Origin of the sequence: Nonomuraea sp. CA-141351 (assembly GCF_050944675.1) — a bacterium.
GTDB lineage: Bacteria > Actinomycetota > Actinomycetes > Streptosporangiales > Streptosporangiaceae > Nonomuraea.
In genome coordinates this window covers 7750719-7771845 of the sequence record NZ_CP191982.1, presented here as the reverse complement: position 1 = coordinate 7771845, position 21127 = coordinate 7750719, and the positions used below count along the sequence as shown (strand labels likewise).

The window sequence follows — 21127 nt, the reverse complement described above, 5'->3', positions numbered from 1 at the left end:
GGTGGAGCAAGGTCATGTTCCGGCGCCACCAGACCCGCCTACCCTCTCATGGGGTGCGTGTATCACGTGCATCGTTTCGCTCGTGCGCCGGGGCGGCCCTGTGCGGTCGAGGGGTGGCGTGGCAGGGTGCGCGAGGTCAGACGGCCTCCACCGTCACCTTGACCGCCTTGCTCTCGTGCTGGAGCCGGTCCAGCGCCGTGATCAGGTAAGTCCCCTCGGACTTGGCCGCGAACGACGGGCTGGTGACGATGGCCACCAGGTTGCGGGCGTCCGTGCCGTGGCAGTCCTTGCCGGACTTCGGCACCTCGTACACCGCGTACGCCCGCGCCCCCTGCGAAGGCGTCCACGACACCTGGGAGCCGGCGGCCTTGACCCCGGCGGGCGGGGCCGGGGCCGCGCCGCCGCGGGCCTTGAACAGGGGCAGCAGGGCGGGACGGGCGTAGTAGGCCTTGGCGACACGGTCCACTGCGCCGAGGGGGTTCGCGAGCAGGTTCGTGGCGCTGAAGTAGACGTCACCCTTCACCTGCTTGTGATCGCGGTTCACGCCGATCTGGGCGGCCAGCTCGCCGGGCTTCGTCCAGGACCGGTCGTCCTTGGTCCCCACCCGGTAGAGCCCCTCGCCGATGTACAGCTGCACGTCCGTGCCCTTGACCTCGTTGGACCACCAGGCCGCCAGCGTCTCGTAGTCGGCCAGCTTGTGGCCGCGCGGCCAGTAGAGCTGGGGCAGCACGTAGTCGACGGTGCCCGACTTGATCCAGGCGCGCGCGTCCGCATAAATCGAGTCGTACGCGGACATGCCCGAAGTGTCCGACCCGGTTGGGTCGTCCGACTTGTTGCGCCAGATACCGAACGGGCTGATCCCGAACTTGACGTAGTCCTTGGTGCCGTGGACGGCCTTGTCCACCTGGGCGACGAGCGTGTTGACGTTGTCGCGCCGCCAGGCGGCGAGCTTCTTGCCGTCGCCGTACTTCGCGAACGCCGCCGAGTCGTCGAACTTCTGACCCGCCTCCGGGTACGGGTAGAAGTAGTCGTCGAAGTGCACCCCGTCCACGTCGTACCGGGACACCACGTCGGTGATGACCTTGGTCACGTGGTCGCGCACGGCGGGCAGGCCCGGGTTGTAGTAGAGGCGGCCGCCGTACTTGACCGTCCAGTCAGGGTGCCGGCGCGCCGGGTGGCCGGCGGGCAGCTGGGCGGGGTCGCCGCCATAAGAGGCGCGGTACGGGTTGAACCAGGCGTGGAACTCCATGCCCCGCTTGTGCGCCTCGTCGATGAGGAACGGCAGCGGATCCCACCCGGGGTCCTTGCCCGCCTTGCCCGTCAGGTATTGGGTCCACGGCTCCAGCGACGACTTGTAGAGCGCGTCGGAGGCGGGCCGCACCTGGACGAAGACCGCGTTGAGGTTGCGCTTGGCGGCGGCGTCCAGGATCTTCACGTACTCGGCCCGCTGCCGGTCGGGCGAGAGCCCGGGCTTGGAGGGCCAGTCGAGATTCGTGGTCGTGGCGATCCACACCCCGCGCAGCTGGCGCTTGGGATAGCGGGCGGCGGTCTTGCAGGCCTCGACGGGGGCGGCGGCGACGGCCGTCTTCTTCTTGCTCGCTGCGGGGCTCGTCCCGGCTCCGGGACCGAAGACGTAGGCCGCGGCGGTCGTGACGACCGCAAGGGCGGCAGCGGCCAGGAGTGGGCGTCCGGTTCGCATAATGCCACCCAGTGTGGCAGCCACTCCGTCATGCTCGGGACGGAAAATCGAAATCGACTCGTGATAATTCTGTGACAAATGATATCGGCTGGGCCGGGAGGGGAACAAGACGCCCTCCCGGCTCCCCCAGCCATACTCCAGGGCCTTACTCCGCGGCGGAGGCCAGCTTGTTCGCGAGGTTCGGTGGCAGCGGCTCGTAGCGCAGGAATGTCCGCTGGAACGTCCCGGTGCCGTGTGACATGGATCGCAGGTCGATGGCGTACCGCGTGATCTCCAGCTCGGGCACCTCCGCCTTGACCAGCGTGCGCCCCGTGCCGACGGGCTCGGTGCCGAGCACCCGCCCGCGCCGCGACGACAGGTCGGACATCACCGACCCCACGTAATCGTCGGCCACCAGCACCGACAGCTCGTCGACCGGCTCCAGCAGCAGTGTCGGCACCTTCGACGCCGCCTCCTTGAGCGCGAGCTGCCCGGCGATCTGGAAGGCCATGTCGGACGAGTCGACCGAGTGGGCCTTGCCGTCGTACAGGGTGACGCGCACGTCCACCATCGGGTAGCCGGCCACGACGCCCCGATCCATCTGGGCCCGCACGCCCTTCTCCACCGACGGGATGAACTGCCGGGGCACCACGCCACCGACGATCTTGTCCACGAACTCGAACCCGGCGCCCGACGGCAGCGGCTCGACCTCGAGATGGCAGATCGCGTACTGGCCGTGGCCGCCGGTCTGCTTGACGTTGCGGCCCATCGCCTGGCACTTGCCGCCGAACGTCTCGCGCAGCGGCACCCGCAGCTCGACCCGCTCCACATCGACGCCGTAGCGCTTGGACAGGCGGTCGAGCAGCACGTCGGTGTGCGCCTCGCCCATGCACCACAGCACGAGCTGCTTGGTCTCGGCGTTGTTCTCCAGGCGCAGCGTCGGGTCCTCGGCCACCAGCCTGCCGAGGGCCTGTGCCAGCTTGTCCTCGTCGGCCTTCGACTTGGCCCTGATCGCCACGGGCAGCAGCGGGTCGGGCATGGCCCAGGCGGTCATCAGCAACGGGTGGTCGGCATCGGACAGCGTGTCGCCGGTCTCGGCCCGCGACAGCTTGGCCACCGCCACGATGTCGCCCGCGACGCCCTTGGCCGCCGGGCGCTGCTGCTTGCCCAGCGGGCTGGTCAGCGTGCCGATGCGCTCGTCCACGTCGTGGTCCTCGTGCCCGCGGTCGGCCAGGCCGTGGCCGGACACGTGCACGGTCATGTCGGGCCGTAGCGTGCCGGAGAAGACGCGTACGAGGCTGATGCGGCCCACGTACGGGTCGCTGGTGGTCTTGACGACCTCGGCCACGAGCGGGCCGTCCGGGTCGCACGTGATGTACTTGACCGGCTTGCCCGACAGGTCGGCGATCTCCGGCATGGGGTGCTCGAGAGGCGACGGGAAGCCCTGGGTCATGATCTCCAGCAGTTCTTCCGCGCCGACGCCGAGCCCGCTGCACAGCACCGGGTAGAAGCTGCCGCGCGCGACGGCCTTCTCCAGGTCCGCCACGAGGATCTTGGTGTCGATGGGCTCGCCCTCGAGGTATCGCTCCATGAGCGATTCGTCCTCGCTCTCCTGGATGATCCCCTCGATCAGCGCGCCGCGGTGCTCCTCTATCTGCGCCGCGTACTCCGCGCCCGGCTCCTTCTCCGTACGTTTGCCCGTGGCGTAGTTGTAGAACTTCTCGGACAGCAGCCCGATCAGCCCGTTGACGTTGCCGTTGGTGATCACCGGGAGGTAGAGCGGCGCGACCCCGTCGCCGAAGACGTCCTGGCAGGTGGTGAGCACCTCGTCGAACTCGGCCCGCTGGTGGTCGATCTTCGTGATCACCACCGCCCGCGGCATGCCGACCTGGGCGCACTCCTCCCACAGCATCTGGGTGAGGCCGTCGATCCCCTCGGAGGCCGACACCACGAACAGGGCGGCGTCCGCCGCGCGCAGACCGGCGCGCAGGTCGCCCACGAAGTCGGCGTAACCCGGGGTGTCGATCAGATTGATCTTGATGTCATTGCGCACCAGCGGCGCCACGGCGAGGTTGACCGACCGTTGCTGGCGCACCTCGACCTCGTCGAAGTCGCTGACCGTGTTGCCGTCCTCCACGCGTCCGGGGCGCTGAATGGTGCCCGTCGCGGCCAGCAGCTGCTCGACGAGGGTCGTCTTACCCGCTCCTGAGTGGCCGACCAGCACGACATTGCGTATCGCATCCGCCCTGTCGGCCGCGGGTGCCCTGCCCGCGGCTCCCACGGCGGCGCCTGGGTTCCGTTCTGCCACTTCGGCCTCCTGTGTTTCCGGCCTCACCACGTGAGGCTTTGGCTCCGTCGCCGGGACCCGTCGCCTTCCCTCAACGCTGGTCGCTACGCTCCTCCGCTCGCTCAGGCAGGCGACAATCCGTGACCGCGCCCGCGCGGAAGGTGTTGGAAACCGCATGGACGCGGTGTGTTCACCAAATACCCGTGTGGCGGATATCACAAGGGGGGTGGGGCAAAGAAAGTTGTCAGGCGTTCAATGGCCTACGATCGGACGGCGATGCTCAAACTCCTGCGCCCGGTCATGACCCGGATACTCACCCCGCTGGGCAGGGCTCTCGTCGGCCGCGGGATCGGCCCGAACGCCGTCACGGCGATCGGCACCCTCGGCACGGTGGTGTCGGCCCTGCTCTTCTTCCCCCAGGGGCAGCTGACCTGGGGCGCCCTCGTGATCACCGTCTTCGTGCTGTTCGACCTGCTCGACGGGGTGGTGGCCAGGCTCGGCGGGAAGGGCGGCTCCACCTGGGGGGCGTTCCTCGACTCGACGCTCGACCGGGTGGCCGACGCGGCCATCTTCGCCGGGCTGATCCTCTACTTCATCTCCAGGCATGACACGCTGATGGCCGCGGTGACGCTGGTGTGCCTGATCGCGGGCACCCTGGTCTCGTACGCCAAGGCCAGGGCGGAGGGGCTCGGGCTGACGGCCGACGTGGGGCTGGCCGAGCGGCCGGAGCGGCTGGTCGTGGCGCTGGTCGCGGCCTGTTTCGCCGGGCTCGGCGTTCCGTACGTCCTGCCTGCGGGGATGTGGCTGCTCGCGGCGGCCAGCGTGATCACCGTGGTGCAGCGCGGGGTGGCGGTCTACCAGCAGACGAGGAGAGATGAGCGATAACGCGTCTTTCGCCGATCGTGTGGTGGCCGCGGGCTTCGCGGCCGGCTGGAAGCTCGTGCCGCTGCTGCCCGAGCGCCCGACGGCCGCGATCTTCCGCTTCCTGGCCGACCGGGTCTGGAGCAGGCAGGGCAAGTCCGTACGCCGGCTGGAGTCCAACCTGGCCAGGGTGACCGGGCTCGACGTGGGCAGCCGCGAGCTGCGCGAGCTGAGCAAGGCGGGCATGCGCTCGTACTTCCGCTACTTCCACGAGATCTTCCGGCTGCCGTCGATGAACGCCGGCGAGATCGTGCGCCGGACCCACGTCATCGGGGCCGAGCACGTCCACTCCACCGTGGCGGCCGGCAGGGGCGTGGTGCTCGCGCTGCCGCACATGGGCAACTGGGACCAGGCGGGCGCGTGGCTGGTAGGCGTGGGCCACCCGTTCACGACCGTGGCCGAGCGGCTCAAGCCGGAGTCGCTGTTCCGCCGGTACGTGGCCTTCCGCGAGGGGCTCGGCATGGAGGTGCTGCCGCTCACCGGCGGCGACGGGCACAACTTCGGCACGCTGGCCGTCCGGGTGCGCAAGGGTGGCGTGGTGTGCCTGCCCGCCGAGCGCGACCTGACCAAGAGCGGCGTCGAGGTGCGCTTGTTCGGCGCGGCCACGAAGGTGCCCGCGGGGCCGCCGCTGCTGGCAGTCCAGACGGGTGCCGCGCTGCTCCCGGCCATCCTCTACAACGTGGGCGACGACTGGGGCATCCACATTCACGAGGAGATCCCGGTCCCCGCCGAGGGCACCAGGAAGGAGAAGGTCGCGGCGGTGGCCCAGGCGCTGACCGACGTCTTCGAGAAGGGCATCTCCGAGCATCCGGAGGACTGGCACATGTTGCAGCGGTTGTGGCTGGAAGACCTCTCAAGATGAGAGTCGGCATCGTCTGCCCTTATTCGTGGGACATGCCGGGCGGAGTCAAACAGCACATCGACGACCTGGCCCAGGCCCTGATGGCGCAGGGGCACGACGTGTCGGTGATCGCGCCGGCGGCCGACGACGACGAGCTGCCCTCCTACGTGACGGGCGCCGGCCGGGCGGTGCCGGTGCCGTACAACGGGTCGGTGGCCAGGATGTCGTTCGGCTTCCTGTCGGCCGCGCGGGTGCGGCGCTGGGTGCGCACGGGGGAGTTCGACGTGCTGCACATCCACGAGCCGCTGATCCCGAGCCTGGGCGTGCTGGCCTGCTGGGCGGCCAAGGGGCCGATCGTGGCCACGTTCCACGCGTCGTTCACCCGCTCGCGCGCCATCGCGGTGGCCGAGCCGCTGCTGCGCAGCGCGCTGGAGAAGCTGAGCGGCCGCATCGCTGTCTCCGACGCGGCACGCAAGAGCCTGGTCGAGCAGTTCGGCGGTGACGCCGTGCTGATCCCGAACGGTGTCACCGTCTCCCGCTACACCGAGGCCGAGCCGCTCGACGGCTGGGGGCCCGACGGCGCCACGATCGGCTTCCTGGGCCGGATGGACGAGGAGCGCAAGGGACTGCCGATCCTGCTCGACGCGTTCAAGACGCTGGCGGCCGAGCGGCCCGAGCTGAAGCTGCTGATCGCCGGGCCCGGCGACGCCAAGGACGTGTTCGAGCGGGTGCCCAAGCGGTTCCACGACCGGGTGACCGTGCTGGGCATGGTGAGCGAGGCCGACAAGATCCGCGTGTACCACTCGGTCGACGTCTTCTGCGCTCCCAACACGCGGGGGGAGAGCTTCGGCATCGTGCTGGCCGAGGCCATGGCGTCCGGGGCGACGGTGCTGGCCGGCGACATCCCGGCCTTCCGCAAGGTGCTCGGCGACGGGCAGGCGGGCGCGCTGTTCGCCAACGGCGACGCGGCCTCGCTGGCGCGGGAGGCCGCCACACTGCTCGACGCGCCTGAGCGCCGGGCCAAGCTGGCCGCCGAGGCGCTGGTGGCGGTGCGCAAGTACGACTGGTCGACGGTGGCGCGCGACGTCGTACGCGTCTACGAGACGGTCACCACGAGCGGCGCCGGGCGCGTGGAGGAGGACCTGTGACGCTGGGACGCGCTGCCGGCCACGTGGAGGATGACCGTTGACCTCGACCATGATCGTGCTGATCGTGGGCATCGTCGTGGTGCTCACGGCCGTCTACATCTCCTGGCGCGCGGGCCGGCTCGACCGCCTGCACATCCGGCTCGAGCTGGCCCAGGAGTCGCTGGACGCCGCGCTGATGCGGCGCAGGGCGGTGGTGCTGGAACTGGCCGGATCGCGCCTGCTCGACCCCGCCACCTCCCTGGTGCTGGCCGCCGCGGCGCACGAGGCCAGGACGGCGGGGCCCGAGGAGCGCGAGCACGCCGAGAGCGACCTGTCGCGGGCTCTGCGTGCCGCCGTGGACCAGGAGCGGTTCAGGGAGAAGCTGTCGGAGTCGCCCGGCGGCGGCGACCTGCTGGAGGAGCTCGACACCGCGGTGACCAAGGTGGTCTATTCGCGTCGCTTCTACAACAATGCCGTAGCGGTCACCCGTACGGCCCAGCGGCGCTGGCTCGCCAGAACCCTTCGCCTGGCGGGGCATACGGAATATCCGCAGTTCTTCGAGATCGATGACAATCCGCCGGCGACTATGGCAACTGAATGACCCCATTTGCGGAAGCCAGTAAGCTTCATCCCGTTTTCTGGGCTGAAGCGAGGAGTATTACACGTGCGGCTACCCCGGATGATCACGGTCACACTGGCCGGCGCGGCCGTGCTGCTGCCCGTAGCGGCCTGTTCCTCGGATGAGCCCGCCCCGGGCAAGGCGCCCCAGGCCGCCACGGCCGCGCCCAGCGAGGAGCCCACGGAGCCGGTCAAGGGGCACCCGTTCACCGGCAAGCCGTACGACGAGCTGAAGCCGGTGCTCGCGGTGAAGATCGAGAACACCGCGGCCGGCAAGCCGCAGCTCGGGCTGAAGAGCGCGGACATCGTCTACGTCGAGCAGGTCGAAGCGGGTCTGACCAGGCTCATGGCGATCTTCTCCTCCAAGGTGCCTCCCAAGGTGGGCCCGGTCCGCAGCGCCCGCATCTCCGACCTGCACATCACCCCGCAGTTCGGCAAGCCGGCCTTCGCCTACTCGGGCGTGCAGACCAAGATGCTGCCGTTCGTGGCCAAGGCGTCGCTGTTCGACGTGGGTGACACGCGTAATCCGGGCGCGTTCTTCCGCCAGCCCGGCCGCTTCGCCCCCTACAACCTGTTCGCCAACACCAAGCAGCTCCTCGCCAAGGCGCCCAAGGCGAGCAAGGCCAAGGACATCGGCCTCACCTTCGGCGACGCCCCGGCCGAGGGCGGCGTGGACAAGAAGTCGTACACGGTCAAGTGGCCGGGGGCGCGCTTCACCTTCGCCTGGTCGGCGGCGAAGGAGCAGTGGCTGATCTGGCAGGACGGCAAGAAGGACATGGCGGCGGAGGGCGGCCAACTCGGCGCGCCCACGATCGTCGTGCAGTACACCAAGACGGAACGCTCGGAGTTCCACGACAAGAACCAGAGCTACACGCCGCTCGTGCACACCGTGGGCAAGGGCAAGGCGATCGTGCTGCGCGACGGCAAGGCGTACAACGCGAACTGGGAGCGGGAATCAGAAGACGTCGGTACGACGTTCACCACCGAGAGCGGCGAGCCGATGAACTTCGCCCCCGGCCAGGTCTGGATCGCGCTCGCCAGCCGGAAACCCGTCATCCCCTAGCCCGCCGATCTGTCCAAGTATGGCGATAAATCCTGACATCTTGGCATGTCGGGGAAGGGGTCCTTCAGGACCTACCATGGGGTTGATAACTTACCGACCAGCCGTGAGAGCCGTGAGGATGACCGTGTCCACCAGCACGCCTGAAAGCACCCCCGTCACCGGAACCGCCCGTGTCAAGCGCGGCATGGCCGAGATGCTCAAGGGCGGCGTCATCATGGACGTCGTCACCCCCGAGCAGGCCAAGATCGCTGAGGACGCCGGCGCGGTCGCCGTGATGGCCCTCGAGCGCGTGCCCGCCGACATCCGTGCCCAGGGCGGCGTTTCCCGGATGAGCGACCCCGACATGATCGACGGCATCATCAGCGCCGTGTCGATCCCCGTGATGGCCAAGGCCCGCATCGGCCACTTCGTCGAGGCCAGGGTGCTGCAGGCGCTCGGCGTCGACTACGTGGACGAGTCGGAGGTGCTGACCCCCGCCGACTACGCCAACCACATCGACAAGTGGCAGTTCACCGTGCCGTTCGTGTGCGGGGCCACCAACCTGGGTGAGGCCATGCGCCGCATCACCGAGGGCGCGGCGATGATCCGCTCCAAGGGTGAGGCCGGCACCGGCGACGTCTCCAACGCCGTCACCCACATGCGCACGATCCGCGCCGAGATCAAGCGCCTCACCTCGCTGCCCGAGGACGAGCTGTACGTCGCGGCCAAGGAGCTGCAGGCCCCGTACGAGCTGGTCGTCGAGGTGGCCAAGACCGGCAAGCTGCCGGTCGTGCTGTTCACCGCGGGCGGCATCGCCACCCCGGCCGACGCGGCGATGATGATGCAGCTCGGGGCCGAGGGCGTGTTCGTGGGCTCGGGCATCTTCAAGTCGGGCGACCCGGCCAAGCGCGCCGCGGCCATCGTCAAGGCCACCACCTTCTACGACGACCCCGACGTCATCGCCAAGGTCTCGCGCGGCCTGGGCGAGGCCATGGTCGGCATCAACGTCGACGAGATCCCGCAGCCGCACCGTCTTGCCGAGCGCGGCTGGTAATCGGCGCGTCGTTGCAGGTCACCTGGCCTTTCCACGTGGCATGATCACATGCGGTGGGGCGCGTCCCGCGGCTCACTGCAGGTAGGTGATGGCCTGCCGTAAGGCAGGCAGGGTGCACCACAACGCGACGGTGAAAATTGCCGGAAGAGGCGACATCCGCGAAGGATGTCGCCTTTTTCGTGTTGTGTGATGTTCACTCCTTGGTCATGATCGTCAGTAAGGCTACCTGGCGTCCCCCTCACCCTCGACCGTCACAGGAGCGTCATCGTGTCCAAGCTGAACCGCCGGCAGTTCCTCGTCACGGGGTTAGCGGCAGGTGCCGCCGTCACCATCCCCGCCACCGCCGCGCAAGCCACGGTCTCCCGTGAACTGAGCGCCGACCCCTTCACGCTGGGCGTCGCCTCAGGAGACCCGGACCACGAGGGCTTCGTGCTGTGGACCAGGCTCGCCCAGCAGCCGCTGGCCGAGGACGGGTTCGGCGGCATGCCGCAGCGGCCGTTCACGGTGCAGTGGCAGGTGTACGCCGACGAGCACTGCCGCCGCGTCGTCCGTTCCGGCATCAGCGTGGCCACTCCCGAGTGGGGCCACAGCGTGCACGTCGAGGTCGACCGGCTGAGCTCCGACCGGGACTACTGGTACCGCTTCCGCGTCGGCAAGTACGTCTCGCCGGTCGGGCGCGCCCGTACCACCCCGCACCCTCTCTCGTACGGCAGCCCGCTGGCCATGGCGTTCGTCTCGTGCGCCCAGTACGAGCACGGCTTCTTCACCTCGTACCGCCGGCTCGCCGAAGATCACCCGGACCTCGTCCTGCACCTGGGCGACTATCAGTACGAGTACACCAAGGACACCTACACCATCCCCGGCGGCAACGTCCGCGACCACGAGGGCCCCGAGACGGAGACCCTGGCCAACTACCGCCAGCGCCACGCCCAGTACAAGGCCGACCCCGACCTCCAGGCCGCGCACGCCGCCGCGCCGTGGCTGGTGGTGTGGGACGACCACGAGGTCGACAACAACTGGGCCGACGAGATCCCCGAGAAGCCCGAGGTCCCCCAGCCGAACTTCCTGTCCAGGCGCGAGGCCGCCTTCCGCGCCTACTCCGAGAACATGCCGCTGCGCCGCACCTCCATCCCTCGCGGCATCGACATGCAGCTCTACCGGCGCATCCGGTGGGGGCGCCTGGCCACGTTCCACATGCTCGACACCCGGCAGTACCGCGACGACCAGGGCTGCGGCGACGGCTACCGCGACTGCCCGGCCGCCGTGGACCCGGCGCGCTCCATCACGGGGTCGGAGCAGGAGGCGTGGCTGGTGGACGGCTTCCACAAGTCGCGGGCGCAGTGGGACATCATCGGCCAGCAGGTGTTCTTCGCCCAGCGTGACAACAACGCCGGGCCCGCCAAGGTCACCAGCATGGACGCCTGGGACGGCTACGTGGCCTCCCGCCAGCGCATCACGCAGGGCTGGGTGGACGCCAAGGTGCGCAACGCGGTGGTGCTGACCGGCGACGTGCACGCGCACTGGGCCAGCGACCTCAAGCTGGACTACGACGACCCGACCGGGCCCTCGGTGGGGTCCGAGCTGGTGGCGAGCTCGATCTCGACCGGCGGCGACGGCGCCGACTCGGACCCGGCGACGCATCCGTTCCTGGCGATCAACCCGCATCTGAAGTTCTACAACAACCAGCGCGGTTACGTGCTGACCAAGATCGACCGAGAGCTCTTGACGTCGGACTTCAAGGTGGTGCCGCGGGTGCAGGCGCCCGGTGCCGAGGCTTACACGCGCGCCACGTTCGTCGTGGAAGACCGGGTTCCCGGGGTGCAGCAGACGTACCTGCGGCCGCTGGACCCGACGCTGCGCGTCGCGCAGCAGATGACGGTGGAGGAAACGGTCCGCCTGGAGACGGAACGCCCGTAACGGGCTCCGCCCTCGAACCCGTTCCAGGAGCCGGCGCCGGATCCGGCTCCTGGAACGGGAAGCCCCCGGCACAGTGGCCCCGGCAGGCCGGAATATTAGCCAGGCTAAGTTAGTTGGGCTAAGCATGAGGGACGATCCCACCCGTCTGGCCGAGCAGACGTCCAGCGTGCTGCGGCACGTGGTTTTCCTGCTCAGGCGCACAGTCGCCGGCCAGCCCATCACCAGTCAGCAGTACGGCGTTCTGGGCTCGCTCGAGCATGGGCCGCGCCGGATGACCGCGCTGGCCGAAGAGCATGGCGTGCAGCTCCCCACCATGACCGTGCAGATCAACCGGCTGGAGGACGCGGGGCTGGTGGCGCGGGGGTCCGATCCTGCGGATGCGCGGGTCAGGACCGTCGAGCTGACCGGCGAGGGACGCGAACGGCTGCTCGCCGTCCGTCAGGCCAGGGTCGCGTACCTCACCCAGGAGTTGTCCGCTCTCACCGAAGACGAGCGGACCGCGCTGGCGGCGGCCCTCCCCGTCCTGGCGAAGCTCGGCCGCTCCTGAGGCGCCTCCAGCCGAAGCCCGTCATGCGACAGGGCCCGTCAAGCGACAAAGCTCGCAGCAAAGGAGCACCATGCAATCCGGTGGCGGAATCCTTCGCCAGCCCATGTCCGTCTGGGCCACCGCGTTCGCGGCGGTCGTGGCCTTCATGGGCATCGGTCTCGTCGACCCCATCCTCCCCTCCATCGCCCAAGGTCTGAAGGCCACGCCCAGCCAGGTCTCGCTGCTGTTCACCAGCTACTTCCTGGTGACGGCGGTGGCCATGCTGATCACCGGCTGGGTCTCCAGCCGCATCGGCGGCAAGCGGACGCTGCTGGCCGGGCTGACGCTGGTGATCCTGTTCGCCGCGCTCGCCGGAACCTCCACCAGCGTGGCCGAGCTCGTCGGCTTCCGCGCGGGCTGGGGCCTCGGGAACGCGCTGTTCGTGGCCACCGCGCTGGCGGTCATCGTGGGTGCGGCCAGCGGCGGCGCGGAGTCGGCCATCATCTTGTACGAGGCCGCGCTCGGCCTGGGCATCTCCGCCGGTCCCCTGGTGGGCGCCCTGCTCGGCGACTGGAACTGGCGGGCCCCGTTCTTCGGCACCGCCACCCTCATGGCCGTCGGCTTCGTACTGATCGTCACCCTGCTCAAGGCGCCACCCAAGCCGGCGGCCAAGACCAGCCTCGGCGCTCCCATCAGGGCGCTCGCCCACGGCGGTCTGTCCACCACGGCCTTCACCGCGCTCTTCTACAACTTCGCGTTCTTCACGGTGCTGGCCTTCACCCCGTTCATTCTGAACATGTCCCCCTACGGCATCGGCGCGGTCTTCTTCGGCTGGGGCGTCTGTGTGGCGCTGTCCTCGGTGTTCGCCGCGCCGCCGCTGCAGCGCAAGATCGGCTCGGTGAACGTGCTCCACCTGGCGCTGGCGCTGCTCGCCGTGTTCCAGATCGGCATCGCGCTGTCGGGACATACCGGGATCATCGTGTTCACCGTCCTGTCCGGCATCCCCATCGGCCTGAACAACACCGTCTTCACGGAGTCGGCCATGGAGGTCTCCGACGCGCCCAGGCCGGTCGCCTCCGCCGGCTACAACTTCGTGCGCTGGATGGGCGGCGCGCTGGCCCCCTTCATCGCCACCAAACTGGGCGAGGAGATCGGCGTCGCCGTCCCGTACGTGCTCGGCGCCGTCTGCTGCCTCGTCGGCATGGCCATCCTCTACGCCAGGCGCCACCACCTGCGCGTACTGTCCACGGTCGACGAGGACCACACGGTGCACGACGCCGCAACGGTCCCCACGTACTGAGATCGCCGGCCCCTCCGAACGGCACGCCGGTCGCCTGAAGATGGCCCAATAGGAAGATCCCAGGCCATCCTGGTGTTGAATTGTCTGAACCCGCACCCAGACGGAAGGATCGGCTGTGCCCACGATCGGTGTACTCGCTCTCCAAGGAGACGTGCGCGAGCATGTGCGCATGCTTCAGGAGGCAGGCGCCTCGGCGACCGCCGTGCGCAGGCCGGCCGAGCTGGACGCGGTCGACGGCCTGGTCATCCCCGGCGGGGAGTCGACCACCATGTGGAAGCTCGCCGAGACCTTCGACATGCTGCAGCCGCTGCGGATGCGGGTCAAGGAAGGCATGCCCGCCTACGGCTCCTGCGCCGGCATGATCATGCTGGCGGACAGGATCGAGGACGGCATGGCCGGCCAGCAGACCATCGGCGGCATCGACATGGTGGTCAGGCGCAACGCGTTCGGCCGCCAGGTCGACTCGTTCGAGTCCGACCTGGACTTCGCGGGGGAGCAGGTGCACGCGGTGTTCATCCGCGCCCCCTGGGTCGATTCCGTCGGGGACGACGTCGAAGTGCTGGGCAGGTGCGAGCCTGGAGATAGGATCGTCGCAGTCCGTCAAGGGCCGCTGCTCGCGACGTCGTTCCACCCCGAGCTGACCGGGGACACGCGCGTGCACCGTTACTTCGTAGACATGGTGAGGGAGCTCTAGGTAATGTCCGGCCACTCCAAATGGGCGACGACGAAGCACAAGAAGGCCGCGCTCGACGCCAAGCGCGGCAAGCTGTTCGCGAAGCTCATCAAGAACATCGAGGTCGCGGCACGGACCGGTGGCCCTGACGCGGACGCCAACCCCACCCTCTTCGACGCCATCTTCAAGGCGAAGAAGAACTCCGTGCCCAACGACAACATCGAGCGCGCCCGCAAGCGCGGCGGCGGCCTCGAGGCCGGCGGCGCCGACTGGCAGACGATCATGTACGAGGGCTACGCGCCCGGCGGCGTCGCGGTGCTCATCGAGTGCCTCACCGACAACCGCAACCGCGCCGCCTCCGAGGTCCGCGTGGCGCTGACCCGCAACGGCGGCTCGCTGGCCGACCCGGGCTCGGTCTCCTACATGTTCAACCGCAAGGGCGTCGTGATCGTCCCCAAGAACGGGCTCGACGAGGACTCCGTGCTGATGGCCGTGCTCGACGCCGGCGCCGAGGAGGTCAACGACCTGGGCGACTCGTTCGAGGTCGTCTCCGAGGCCGGTGACCTGGTGCCGGTGCGCAAGGCGCTGCAGGAGGCGGGGATCGACTACGACTCGGCGGAGTCGAGCTTCCTGCCGACGATGAGCGTGCCGCTGGACGAGGAGGGCGCCAAGAAGGTGTTCCGCCTCATCGACGCGCTGGAGGACAGCGACGACGTGCAGAACGTCTTCGCCAACTTCGACGTCTCGGACGACGTGCTGGCGGCGCTGGACTAGCGCGGCCGGTTCGCGGGGGGCTCGGCTCGATGCCGGGCCCTTACTCTTGCGCGCGGCGCTTCACGGGCTCCTCGCACGGAAGCTTCCGCCGAGGTCGGTCGGCAGGAAGCCGCCGGGATCCGGGCGGCTCCGGTGCGCTCTTCGGGTGCGCGAAGGGGCCCGGTCAGCGTAAGGTCGGGCGACGTGACTTCCCCCACCACCCCTGCACAGGCACCTTCTCGAGCGCTGGGCTGGCTGCTGGCCGTGCCGGCGCTGTTCGGCACCCTCATCTCGCTCGTGCTGCCGACCGTCCAGACGATCTGGCTCAGCCTCCAGCGCGGCGGCGTCCTGACGGAGAGTCACTTCGTGGGGATGGACAACTACTACAAGCTGCTCAGCACGGGCGAGGTCTGGCGGGCGTTGTGGTTCACGTTGTCGCTGGCCGTGGTGCCGTTGCTGGTGGCCGTGGTGGTGGCGCCGCTGCTGGCGCTGGCGCTCGACCGGGCGGGCACGTGGCCGAGGCGGGCCGGGCGGATCGCGCTGTCGCTGGCCGTCGTCACGTTCTCGCCGGTGGGGGTGGCGGCGGCCTGGATGCGCGGGCTCATGCCAGACGCGCCGGGCCTGACAGGCCTGGTCGAAGGGCTGCGTGAGCCGGGAACCGCCCCTGGAACGCTCCGTCTGATCGTCGCGGCCGCCACGTTCGGGGTGGTGTGCTCGCTGGCGGTCATGGCGTTCCTGCCCGCCCTGCGCGCCGGGTCCGTCTCGTCCGCCGTCCCGTCCGGCTCCGTCGAGCCCGGCGCTCCTGTCCCGTACGGCGCCGTCGCGCCCAGCACCGCCCGCTCATACGGTGCCGCCCCGTCCGGCCCCGCCCAGCCCTACGGCTCCGTCCCTTACGGGACCGTCCCGTCCGGTGGGGCCGTTCCTGGCGGCGGCACACCTCCCCCTGGCGCCGGTGGGCCCGGCGGTGGTGGCGCGGCGCGTGCGATGCTCGTCGTGGGGGTGCTGCTCGCGATCGCCATGCTCGCCGTCGGGCTCCAGGCGTTCTCGATGGGGCTGGTGCTCACCAAGGGCGGCCCTGAGCGCTCCACAGAGACGCTCGCGGGTCTCCAGTACGACCTTGCCTTCAGGCTGGCCCAGTTCGGCCCTGGCGCGTCCGTTGCGACCCTCACAGGGGTGATCCTCGGCGTGCTGGGCATCGTCGCGACCATCATCGTGGCGGCCTCCCGGCTGAGGATCACGCTGACCCCGCGGGTCACACCGGTGACGCCGGAAGGCGCGGGGGAGGCGCCCGCCGATCGCAGGCCCCGCATCGCCGGCGTGGCCATCGGGGTGACGGCGCTGGTCGTCTTCGTGGCCGTCGCCCTGGTGCTCGCCTGGCCGTGGATCGACGGCGTGCTCGCCTCGCCCGGCACCGAGGCGGGCGCCCTGCGCACCCAGGTGAACACCTGGGTGCCCGCGGCCGGCGGAGCGATCATCTCCGTCGGCGTCGCCTACCTGGCCGCGCTCGGCATCGGCGGGCTGCGCCCGCTCGGGCGCGGGAGCGAGTGGCTGCTGCTGGTGTTCGCGCCGTGGCTGTTCGTCGGGCCTGGCCCGCTCGGCGTCGCGAACTGGCAGACCATGCGCAACATGGGCCTCATCGACTCCTTCCCGGCCCTCTTCCCGCCTCTCCTGATCAGCGTCCCCGCCCTGCTGGTGCTCACCTTGCTCTGCAAGGGGCTGGCGGAGCGCTCCGACCAGGACTTCTTCAGCGGGGTCTTCCTGCCGTCGCTCCCCATGGCGGGCATTCTCGCGGGGGCCGTCGCCCTGGTGAACGCCCAGGACCTCTTCTGGCCGCTGCTGGTCGCCCAGAAGCCCACACTGTTCACCTCGCCGGTCGCGCAGGTGTTCCAGCTCGGCAGCTTCTCCGTCCGCACGCCGGACGTCGGCGCCGCCACGCCGCTCCTCGTCGTCGCCGTCGCGCTGATCGCGATCGTGGCCGCCCAGCTGCTCTACCTCGACAGACTCACCATCACGACAAATGGTTCGCGACCGCGTACCCCTGCTGCATAAGTTGGGTCCTCGTGGATATTCGTGACCTGACTCCTGAGGACCTGGACGACGTCCTCGACGTTCGCAAGCGCTCGTTCGGTCCGCTCCCCTCGGGCGATGTCGAGAAGTGGCGCCGGTTGGTGCTCCCGGCGCTCGGCGAGGGCCGCTACCTGGGGGCGTTCGACGGCTCCAGGCTCGCCGGCGCCGCCCGGCTGCGCCAGTTCACGCAGTGGTGGCACGGCAAGCCGCAGCCGATGGCGGGCATCGCGGGGGTCACCCTCAACCCCGAGGACCGCGGCCGCGGCCTCGGCACCCGGCTCATGCGGGCCGTCGTCGAACGGGCCGCCGCGCTCGGCGACGCGGTCTCCGCCCTCTACCCGGCGACCACGCCCATCTACCGCTCGATCGGCTACGAGCACGCCGGAGCCCAGCACAACGTGACGCTCCCCGCCGAGTCGCTGCGCCAGATCAGACCGTCCGGGCAGGTCAAGCTGCGCAGGATGGGCCCGGGCGACGCCGCCGAGCTCGTCTCCGTGCTCCATCGCGTCCACGCCGGCGCCCGCTCGAGCGGGCCCATCTCCTGGGACGAACACACCTGGAGCCTGTGGCTCGAGAACGAGGACGACTTCCTCTACCTCGCCGAGGACGGCTTCGTCATCTACCGGTGGCGCGGCGACGACCTCCAGGTCGAGAACCTCGTCGCCGTCTCCGGCGAGACCACCAGGGCCCTGTGGTCCCTGGTGGGCAGCGCCTCCTCGATCGCGCACAACGTCGTCGCCTCCGTGGCCCCGGACGATCCGGTGCTGTGGCTGCTGCGCGAGCGGTCCAAGGAGGAGGTGAAGCAGGCGCGGTGGATGTTCAGGGTGCTGAACGTGGCCGCCGCGGTCGAGCGCCGTGGCTATCCGGCCTACGTCGCCTGCGACGCCGTGGTCACCGTGGACGATCCGCTGGCCGGTGGGGGGACGTGGCGGCTGGAGTTCGCGGGCGGGTCCTGCGCGGCCACCGCGGTCTCTGAGCCTGGGGTCGTGTTCAGCGCGAACGGGTTCTCGGCGCTGTATGCCGGGGTTCCGACGGCCACGCTGCGGATGTGCGGGCTCATGTCGGGCGACGAACGGTACGACGAGGCCCTCGACACGGCCTTCGCCGCCAAGCCGTACATGCTGGACTACTTCTGATCCGGCGCGCTGATCTCGTGTGTTGATCGCTGCGTGTTGATCCCCGCGCGCTGATCCGGCGTGCGACGGCCGGGCGTGGCGCGCGGGCGATTCCCCTGGCGTACGGGCGATTCTCGGTGCGTGGGCACCTCTGCCGGGGTAGAGTCTCGTGCCGAACAGGTGTTCGGCAGCGCGGGAAGGATGGACCGGTGCGGGTGATGGGCGTCGATCCGGGGCTGACCCGGTGCGGCCTGGGCGCCGTGGAAGGGCGTCCAGGCGCGCCGCTGCGGCTGGTGGCCGTCGGGGTGGTCCGCACCGGAGCCGACGAAGAGCTCGGCACCCGGCTCGTCGGCATCGAGGCCGGGATCGAGCAGTGGCTCGACGACGTACGGCCCGACGCGGTGGCGGTCGAGCGCGTTTTCAGCCAGCACAACGTACGCACCGTCATGGGCACCGCCCAAGCCGCCGGGATCGCCGTCCTGTGCGCGGCCAGGCGCGGGCTGCCGGTGGCGCTGCACACGCCGTCCGAGGTCAAGGCGGCCATCACCGGCAGCGGCACGGCCGACAAGAAGCAGATCGGCGCCATGGTCACGCGGCTGCTGCGCCTCACGGAGATGCCCAAGCCCGCCGACGCCGCCGACGCCCTCGCCCTGGCCATCTGCCACGTCTGGCGCGGCGGCGCCCAGCACCGCCTCGCGGAGGCCCTCGCCCGGGCCACGCGGAAGGACCCGAGGCCGTGATCCCCTGCCTGCGCCGTCATGTGTTCCAGCCACAGGCGGGGGACGAGGCGCAACGCGGGTCCCGGGTGCAAGGGAGGCACGTCGCCGAGCGCCACCCACGGCGTGTCGTACGTGGTCGTGCGGGAGGATGTCAGGCTGTGAGCGTTGTCGGTGGCGCGTCGGCCGTGGCGGCGTGGAAGGATGGTGGGCTGTGATCGCGTCAGTGTCGGGAAAGGTGACGGCTATCGCTCCCGACGGAGCCGTGATCGAGGTGGGCGGCATCGGCATCCTCACCCACTGCACACCCGGCACGCTCGCCACGCTGCGGATCGGCGATGAAGCGCGCCTGGCCACGTCGCTGGTGGTGCGGGAGGAGTCGCTCACCCTCTACGGGTTCGCCAGCGACGACGAGCGGGCCGTGTTCGAGCTCCTGCAGATGGCCAGCGGGGTCGGGCCCAAGCTGGCGCTGGCGATGCTCGCCGTGCACACGCCCAACGCGCTGCGCGTCGCCATGGCCAGCGCCGACCTCAAGGCGCTCACACAGGTGCCGGGGATCGGGCAGAAGGGGGCGCAACGGATCGTGCTGGAGCTGAAGGACCGGCTCGGCACCCCCGAGGAGGCCGTCAACGCCGCGCTCAACGGGGAGCGGCGGGCGGCGGCATGGCGCGATCAGGTCCACTCGGGGCTGGTGGGGCTGGGCTACTCCAGCAAGGACGCCGACGAGGCCGTCGCCACGGTGGAGCCGCGCGCCGACGCCGACCTCGCCGCGGGGCGTCAGCCGCAGGTCGCCGCACTCCTGAAGGCCGCGCTTCAATTCCTGAGTCTCCGATGACCGCCCCTTTTTCTCCCGGTGGGGCCGCTCTTCTCGCGTTCATCCGTTACGGCGGGGCCGGCGCCGACGCTCTTCCCGCGTTCATCCGTTACGGCGGGGCCAGCGTAACCGCACGCGCCGACGCTCTTCCCGCGTTCATCCGTTACGGCGGGGCCAGCGTAACCGCACGCGCCGACGCTCTTCCCGCGTTCATCCGTTACGGCAGGGCTAGCGTAACCGCACGCGCCGACGCTGGTTTCCGTCTGTCATGGCCGGTCGTGAAGGCTCACGGGCTGCCCGCCGTTACGAGCGAGACGTTGGACTGTCACCGTGCCCCGGCTCGGCGCCGTTCGCATTGCGCCGGGCCCCGCCGCACGACATCCCGCCGACGCGGCGCGGGTGTGGTGGCGGTGCTGCGGTGTTCCTGCGCCCCTGTGCCTGGTCGCCGCCCGCATTGCGCCGAGTCCCGTGGCGCGGCGTCTCGTCGCCGTGGCGTGGTGAGGGGTGCCGTGGTCGGGCCGTGGGGTGCCGGTGGGGGAGTTGCCTGGAGGAGGTGGGGGCGTGGAGTTTGAGCGGGAGCTCGTCTCGCCCGATGCCGGGGGCGATGAGCTGCAGATCGAGGCGGCGCTCAGGCCCAAGCGGCTGAGCGAGTTCATCGGCCAGAGTCGCGTGCGTGAGCAGCTCTCCCTCGTGCTCGAGAGTGCGTTGCGCCGGCAGCGGCCACCCGATCACGTGCTGATGAACGGGTCGCCGGGGCTGGGTAAGACCACGTTGGCCATGATCATTGCCGCGGAGCTCAACGCCCCGCTCAGGATCACCTCCGGGCCCGCGCTCGAGAGGGCCGGGGATCTCGCCGCCATCCTCTCCACGCTCGCCGAGGGCGAGGTGCTGTTCATCGACGAGATCCACCGGATGGCCAGGCCCGCCGAAGAGATGCTCTATCTCGCCATGGAGGACTTCAGGGTCGACATCGTCGTCGGCAAGGGACCGGGTGCCACGGCGATCCCGCTGGACATCGCGCCGTTCACGCTCGTCGGCGCCACCACCCGCGCCGGGCTGCTGCCCGCGCCGTTGCGCGACCGGTTCGGGTTCACCGCGCACATGGATTTCTACGAGGTCGGCGAGCTCGAGCAGGTGCTTTACCGGTCGGCCAAGCTGCTCGGCGTCGGGCTGCCGGAGGACGGCGCGCGTGAAATCGCCAAGCGGTCCAGGGGGACGCCTCGAATCGCGAATCGGCTGCTCAGGCGGGTGCGGGATTTTGCGGACGTAAGGGCCGATGGGGTGATAAATCGGGAAATCGCCTCGGCGGCGCTCAACCTGTACGAGGTCGACGCCGAAGGGCTCGACCGGCTCGACCGGGCGGTTCTGGGCGTGCTGCTGAAGAAGTTCGGCGGCGGCCCGGTCGGGCTGTCCACGCTCGCCGTCGCCGTGGGGGAGGAGCCGGAGACCGTCGAAGTGGTGGCCGAGCCCTTCCTCGTACGCCAGGGACTGCTGGCCAGGACCCCGCGCGGCCGGGTCGCGACCGCCGCCGCCTGGAGCCATCTCGGCATGACCCCACCCCCCGACGCGTTCGGAGCATCCCTTTTCGACTGATCACAGAACGGTTGCAACCGTTTCAAATTGGGAACTTCCCCGCGCGCCGAAACGCTGCCTCGTTGCCGCGTTTCGCAACAAGCGC

At 69.9% G+C, this 21127-nt stretch carries 18 protein-coding genes; 16 read left to right on the top strand and 2 right to left on the bottom strand.

Annotation, left to right across the window (positions count from 1 at the left end; translation table 11 throughout):
• Positions 1-136: 136 nt before the first annotated feature.
• Both ACQPWU_RS36635 and ACQPWU_RS36630 read right to left on the bottom strand, forming a co-directional pair.
• Complete coding sequence (locus ACQPWU_RS36635; RefSeq protein WP_433429949.1) at positions 137-1699, bottom strand: glycoside hydrolase family 10 protein; 1563 nt, start codon at positions 1697-1699, stop codon at positions 137-139.
• Between the two features lie 145 nt (positions 1700-1844).
• Positions 1845-3986, bottom strand: a complete 2142-nt coding sequence (locus ACQPWU_RS36630) for an elongation factor G-like protein EF-G2 (protein ID WP_433429948.1) — start codon at positions 3984-3986, stop codon at positions 1845-1847.
• Positions 3987-4220: 234 nt separating this feature from the next.
• Here ACQPWU_RS36630 and pgsA point away from each other — a divergent pair, with 234 nt between their 5' ends.
• From pgsA to ruvB, 16 genes are all read left to right on the top strand, one after another.
• Positions 4221-4850 (top strand): phosphatidylinositol phosphate synthase, encoded by a 630-nt coding sequence (gene pgsA, locus ACQPWU_RS36625; protein ID WP_433429947.1) that lies wholly within the window; start codon positions 4221-4223, stop codon positions 4848-4850.
• A complete protein-coding gene (locus tag ACQPWU_RS36620) occupies positions 4840-5748 on the top strand; it encodes a phosphatidylinositol mannoside acyltransferase (RefSeq protein ID WP_433429945.1) in 909 nt (302 codons plus the stop codon). The genes pgsA and ACQPWU_RS36620 overlap by 11 nt, the downstream gene beginning before the upstream one ends.
• Positions 5745-6875 carry a glycosyltransferase family 4 protein gene (locus tag ACQPWU_RS36615; protein ID WP_433429944.1) on the top strand — a complete coding sequence of 377 codons (1131 nt, stop codon included), beginning with the start codon at positions 5745-5747 and terminating at the stop codon, positions 6873-6875. Before ACQPWU_RS36620 ends, ACQPWU_RS36615 begins: the two co-directional genes overlap by 4 nt.
• A gap of 37 nt (positions 6876-6912) precedes the next feature.
• Positions 6913-7455: a hypothetical protein gene (locus ACQPWU_RS36610; RefSeq protein WP_433429943.1), complete on the top strand. Its 543-nt coding sequence runs from the start codon at positions 6913-6915 to the stop codon at positions 7453-7455.
• 63 nt (positions 7456-7518) lie between these two features.
• Positions 7519-8535 carry a DUF3048 domain-containing protein gene (locus ACQPWU_RS36605; RefSeq protein ID WP_433429941.1) on the top strand — a complete coding sequence of 339 codons (1017 nt, stop codon included), beginning with the start codon at positions 7519-7521 and terminating at the stop codon, positions 8533-8535.
• Positions 8536-8653: 118 nt separating this feature from the next.
• Positions 8654-9568, top strand: coding sequence for a pyridoxal 5'-phosphate synthase lyase subunit PdxS (gene pdxS / locus ACQPWU_RS36600; RefSeq protein WP_148436737.1), 915 nt, complete (start codon positions 8654-8656; stop codon positions 9566-9568).
• 267 nt (positions 9569-9835) lie between these two features.
• Positions 9836-11485, top strand: a complete 1650-nt coding sequence (locus ACQPWU_RS36595) for an alkaline phosphatase D family protein (protein WP_433429939.1) — start codon at positions 9836-9838, stop codon at positions 11483-11485.
• A gap of 124 nt (positions 11486-11609) precedes the next feature.
• Positions 11610-12032, top strand: a complete 423-nt coding sequence (locus ACQPWU_RS36590; RefSeq protein WP_433429937.1) for a MarR family winged helix-turn-helix transcriptional regulator — start codon at positions 11610-11612, stop codon at positions 12030-12032.
• A 103-nt stretch (positions 12033-12135) separates the two neighbouring features.
• The gene (locus ACQPWU_RS36585) at positions 12136-13311 is read left to right on the top strand and encodes an MFS transporter (RefSeq protein ID WP_433429935.1); all 1176 of its coding nucleotides are present in this window, start codon (positions 12136-12138) and stop codon (positions 13309-13311) included.
• A 115-nt stretch (positions 13312-13426) separates the two neighbouring features.
• Positions 13427-14005 (top strand): pyridoxal 5'-phosphate synthase glutaminase subunit PdxT, encoded by a 579-nt coding sequence (gene pdxT / locus ACQPWU_RS36580; RefSeq protein WP_433429934.1) that lies wholly within the window; start codon positions 13427-13429, stop codon positions 14003-14005.
• 3 nt (positions 14006-14008) lie between these two features.
• Positions 14009-14758: a YebC/PmpR family DNA-binding transcriptional regulator gene (locus tag ACQPWU_RS36575; RefSeq protein WP_433429932.1), complete on the top strand. Its 750-nt coding sequence runs from the start codon at positions 14009-14011 to the stop codon at positions 14756-14758.
• Between the two features lie 183 nt (positions 14759-14941).
• Entirely contained in the window at positions 14942-16786 is a 1845-nt protein-coding gene (locus tag ACQPWU_RS36570; protein WP_433429930.1) for a hypothetical protein, read from the top strand.
• 11 nt (positions 16787-16797) lie between these two features.
• A complete protein-coding gene (locus tag ACQPWU_RS36565) occupies positions 16798-17940 on the top strand; it encodes a GNAT family N-acetyltransferase (RefSeq protein WP_433429929.1) in 1143 nt (380 codons plus the stop codon).
• Positions 17941-18128: 188 nt separating this feature from the next.
• The gene (ruvC, locus tag ACQPWU_RS36560) at positions 18129-18659 is read left to right on the top strand and encodes a crossover junction endodeoxyribonuclease RuvC (RefSeq protein WP_433429927.1); all 531 of its coding nucleotides are present in this window, start codon (positions 18129-18131) and stop codon (positions 18657-18659) included.
• Between the two features lie 190 nt (positions 18660-18849).
• Positions 18850-19470, top strand: a complete 621-nt coding sequence (gene ruvA, locus ACQPWU_RS36555) for a Holliday junction branch migration protein RuvA (RefSeq protein WP_433429925.1) — start codon at positions 18850-18852, stop codon at positions 19468-19470.
• Positions 19471-20010: 540 nt separating this feature from the next.
• Positions 20011-21042 carry a Holliday junction branch migration DNA helicase RuvB gene (ruvB, locus tag ACQPWU_RS36550; protein ID WP_433429923.1) on the top strand — a complete coding sequence of 344 codons (1032 nt, stop codon included), beginning with the start codon at positions 20011-20013 and terminating at the stop codon, positions 21040-21042.
• The last annotated feature ends 85 nt before the right edge of the window (positions 21043-21127 follow it).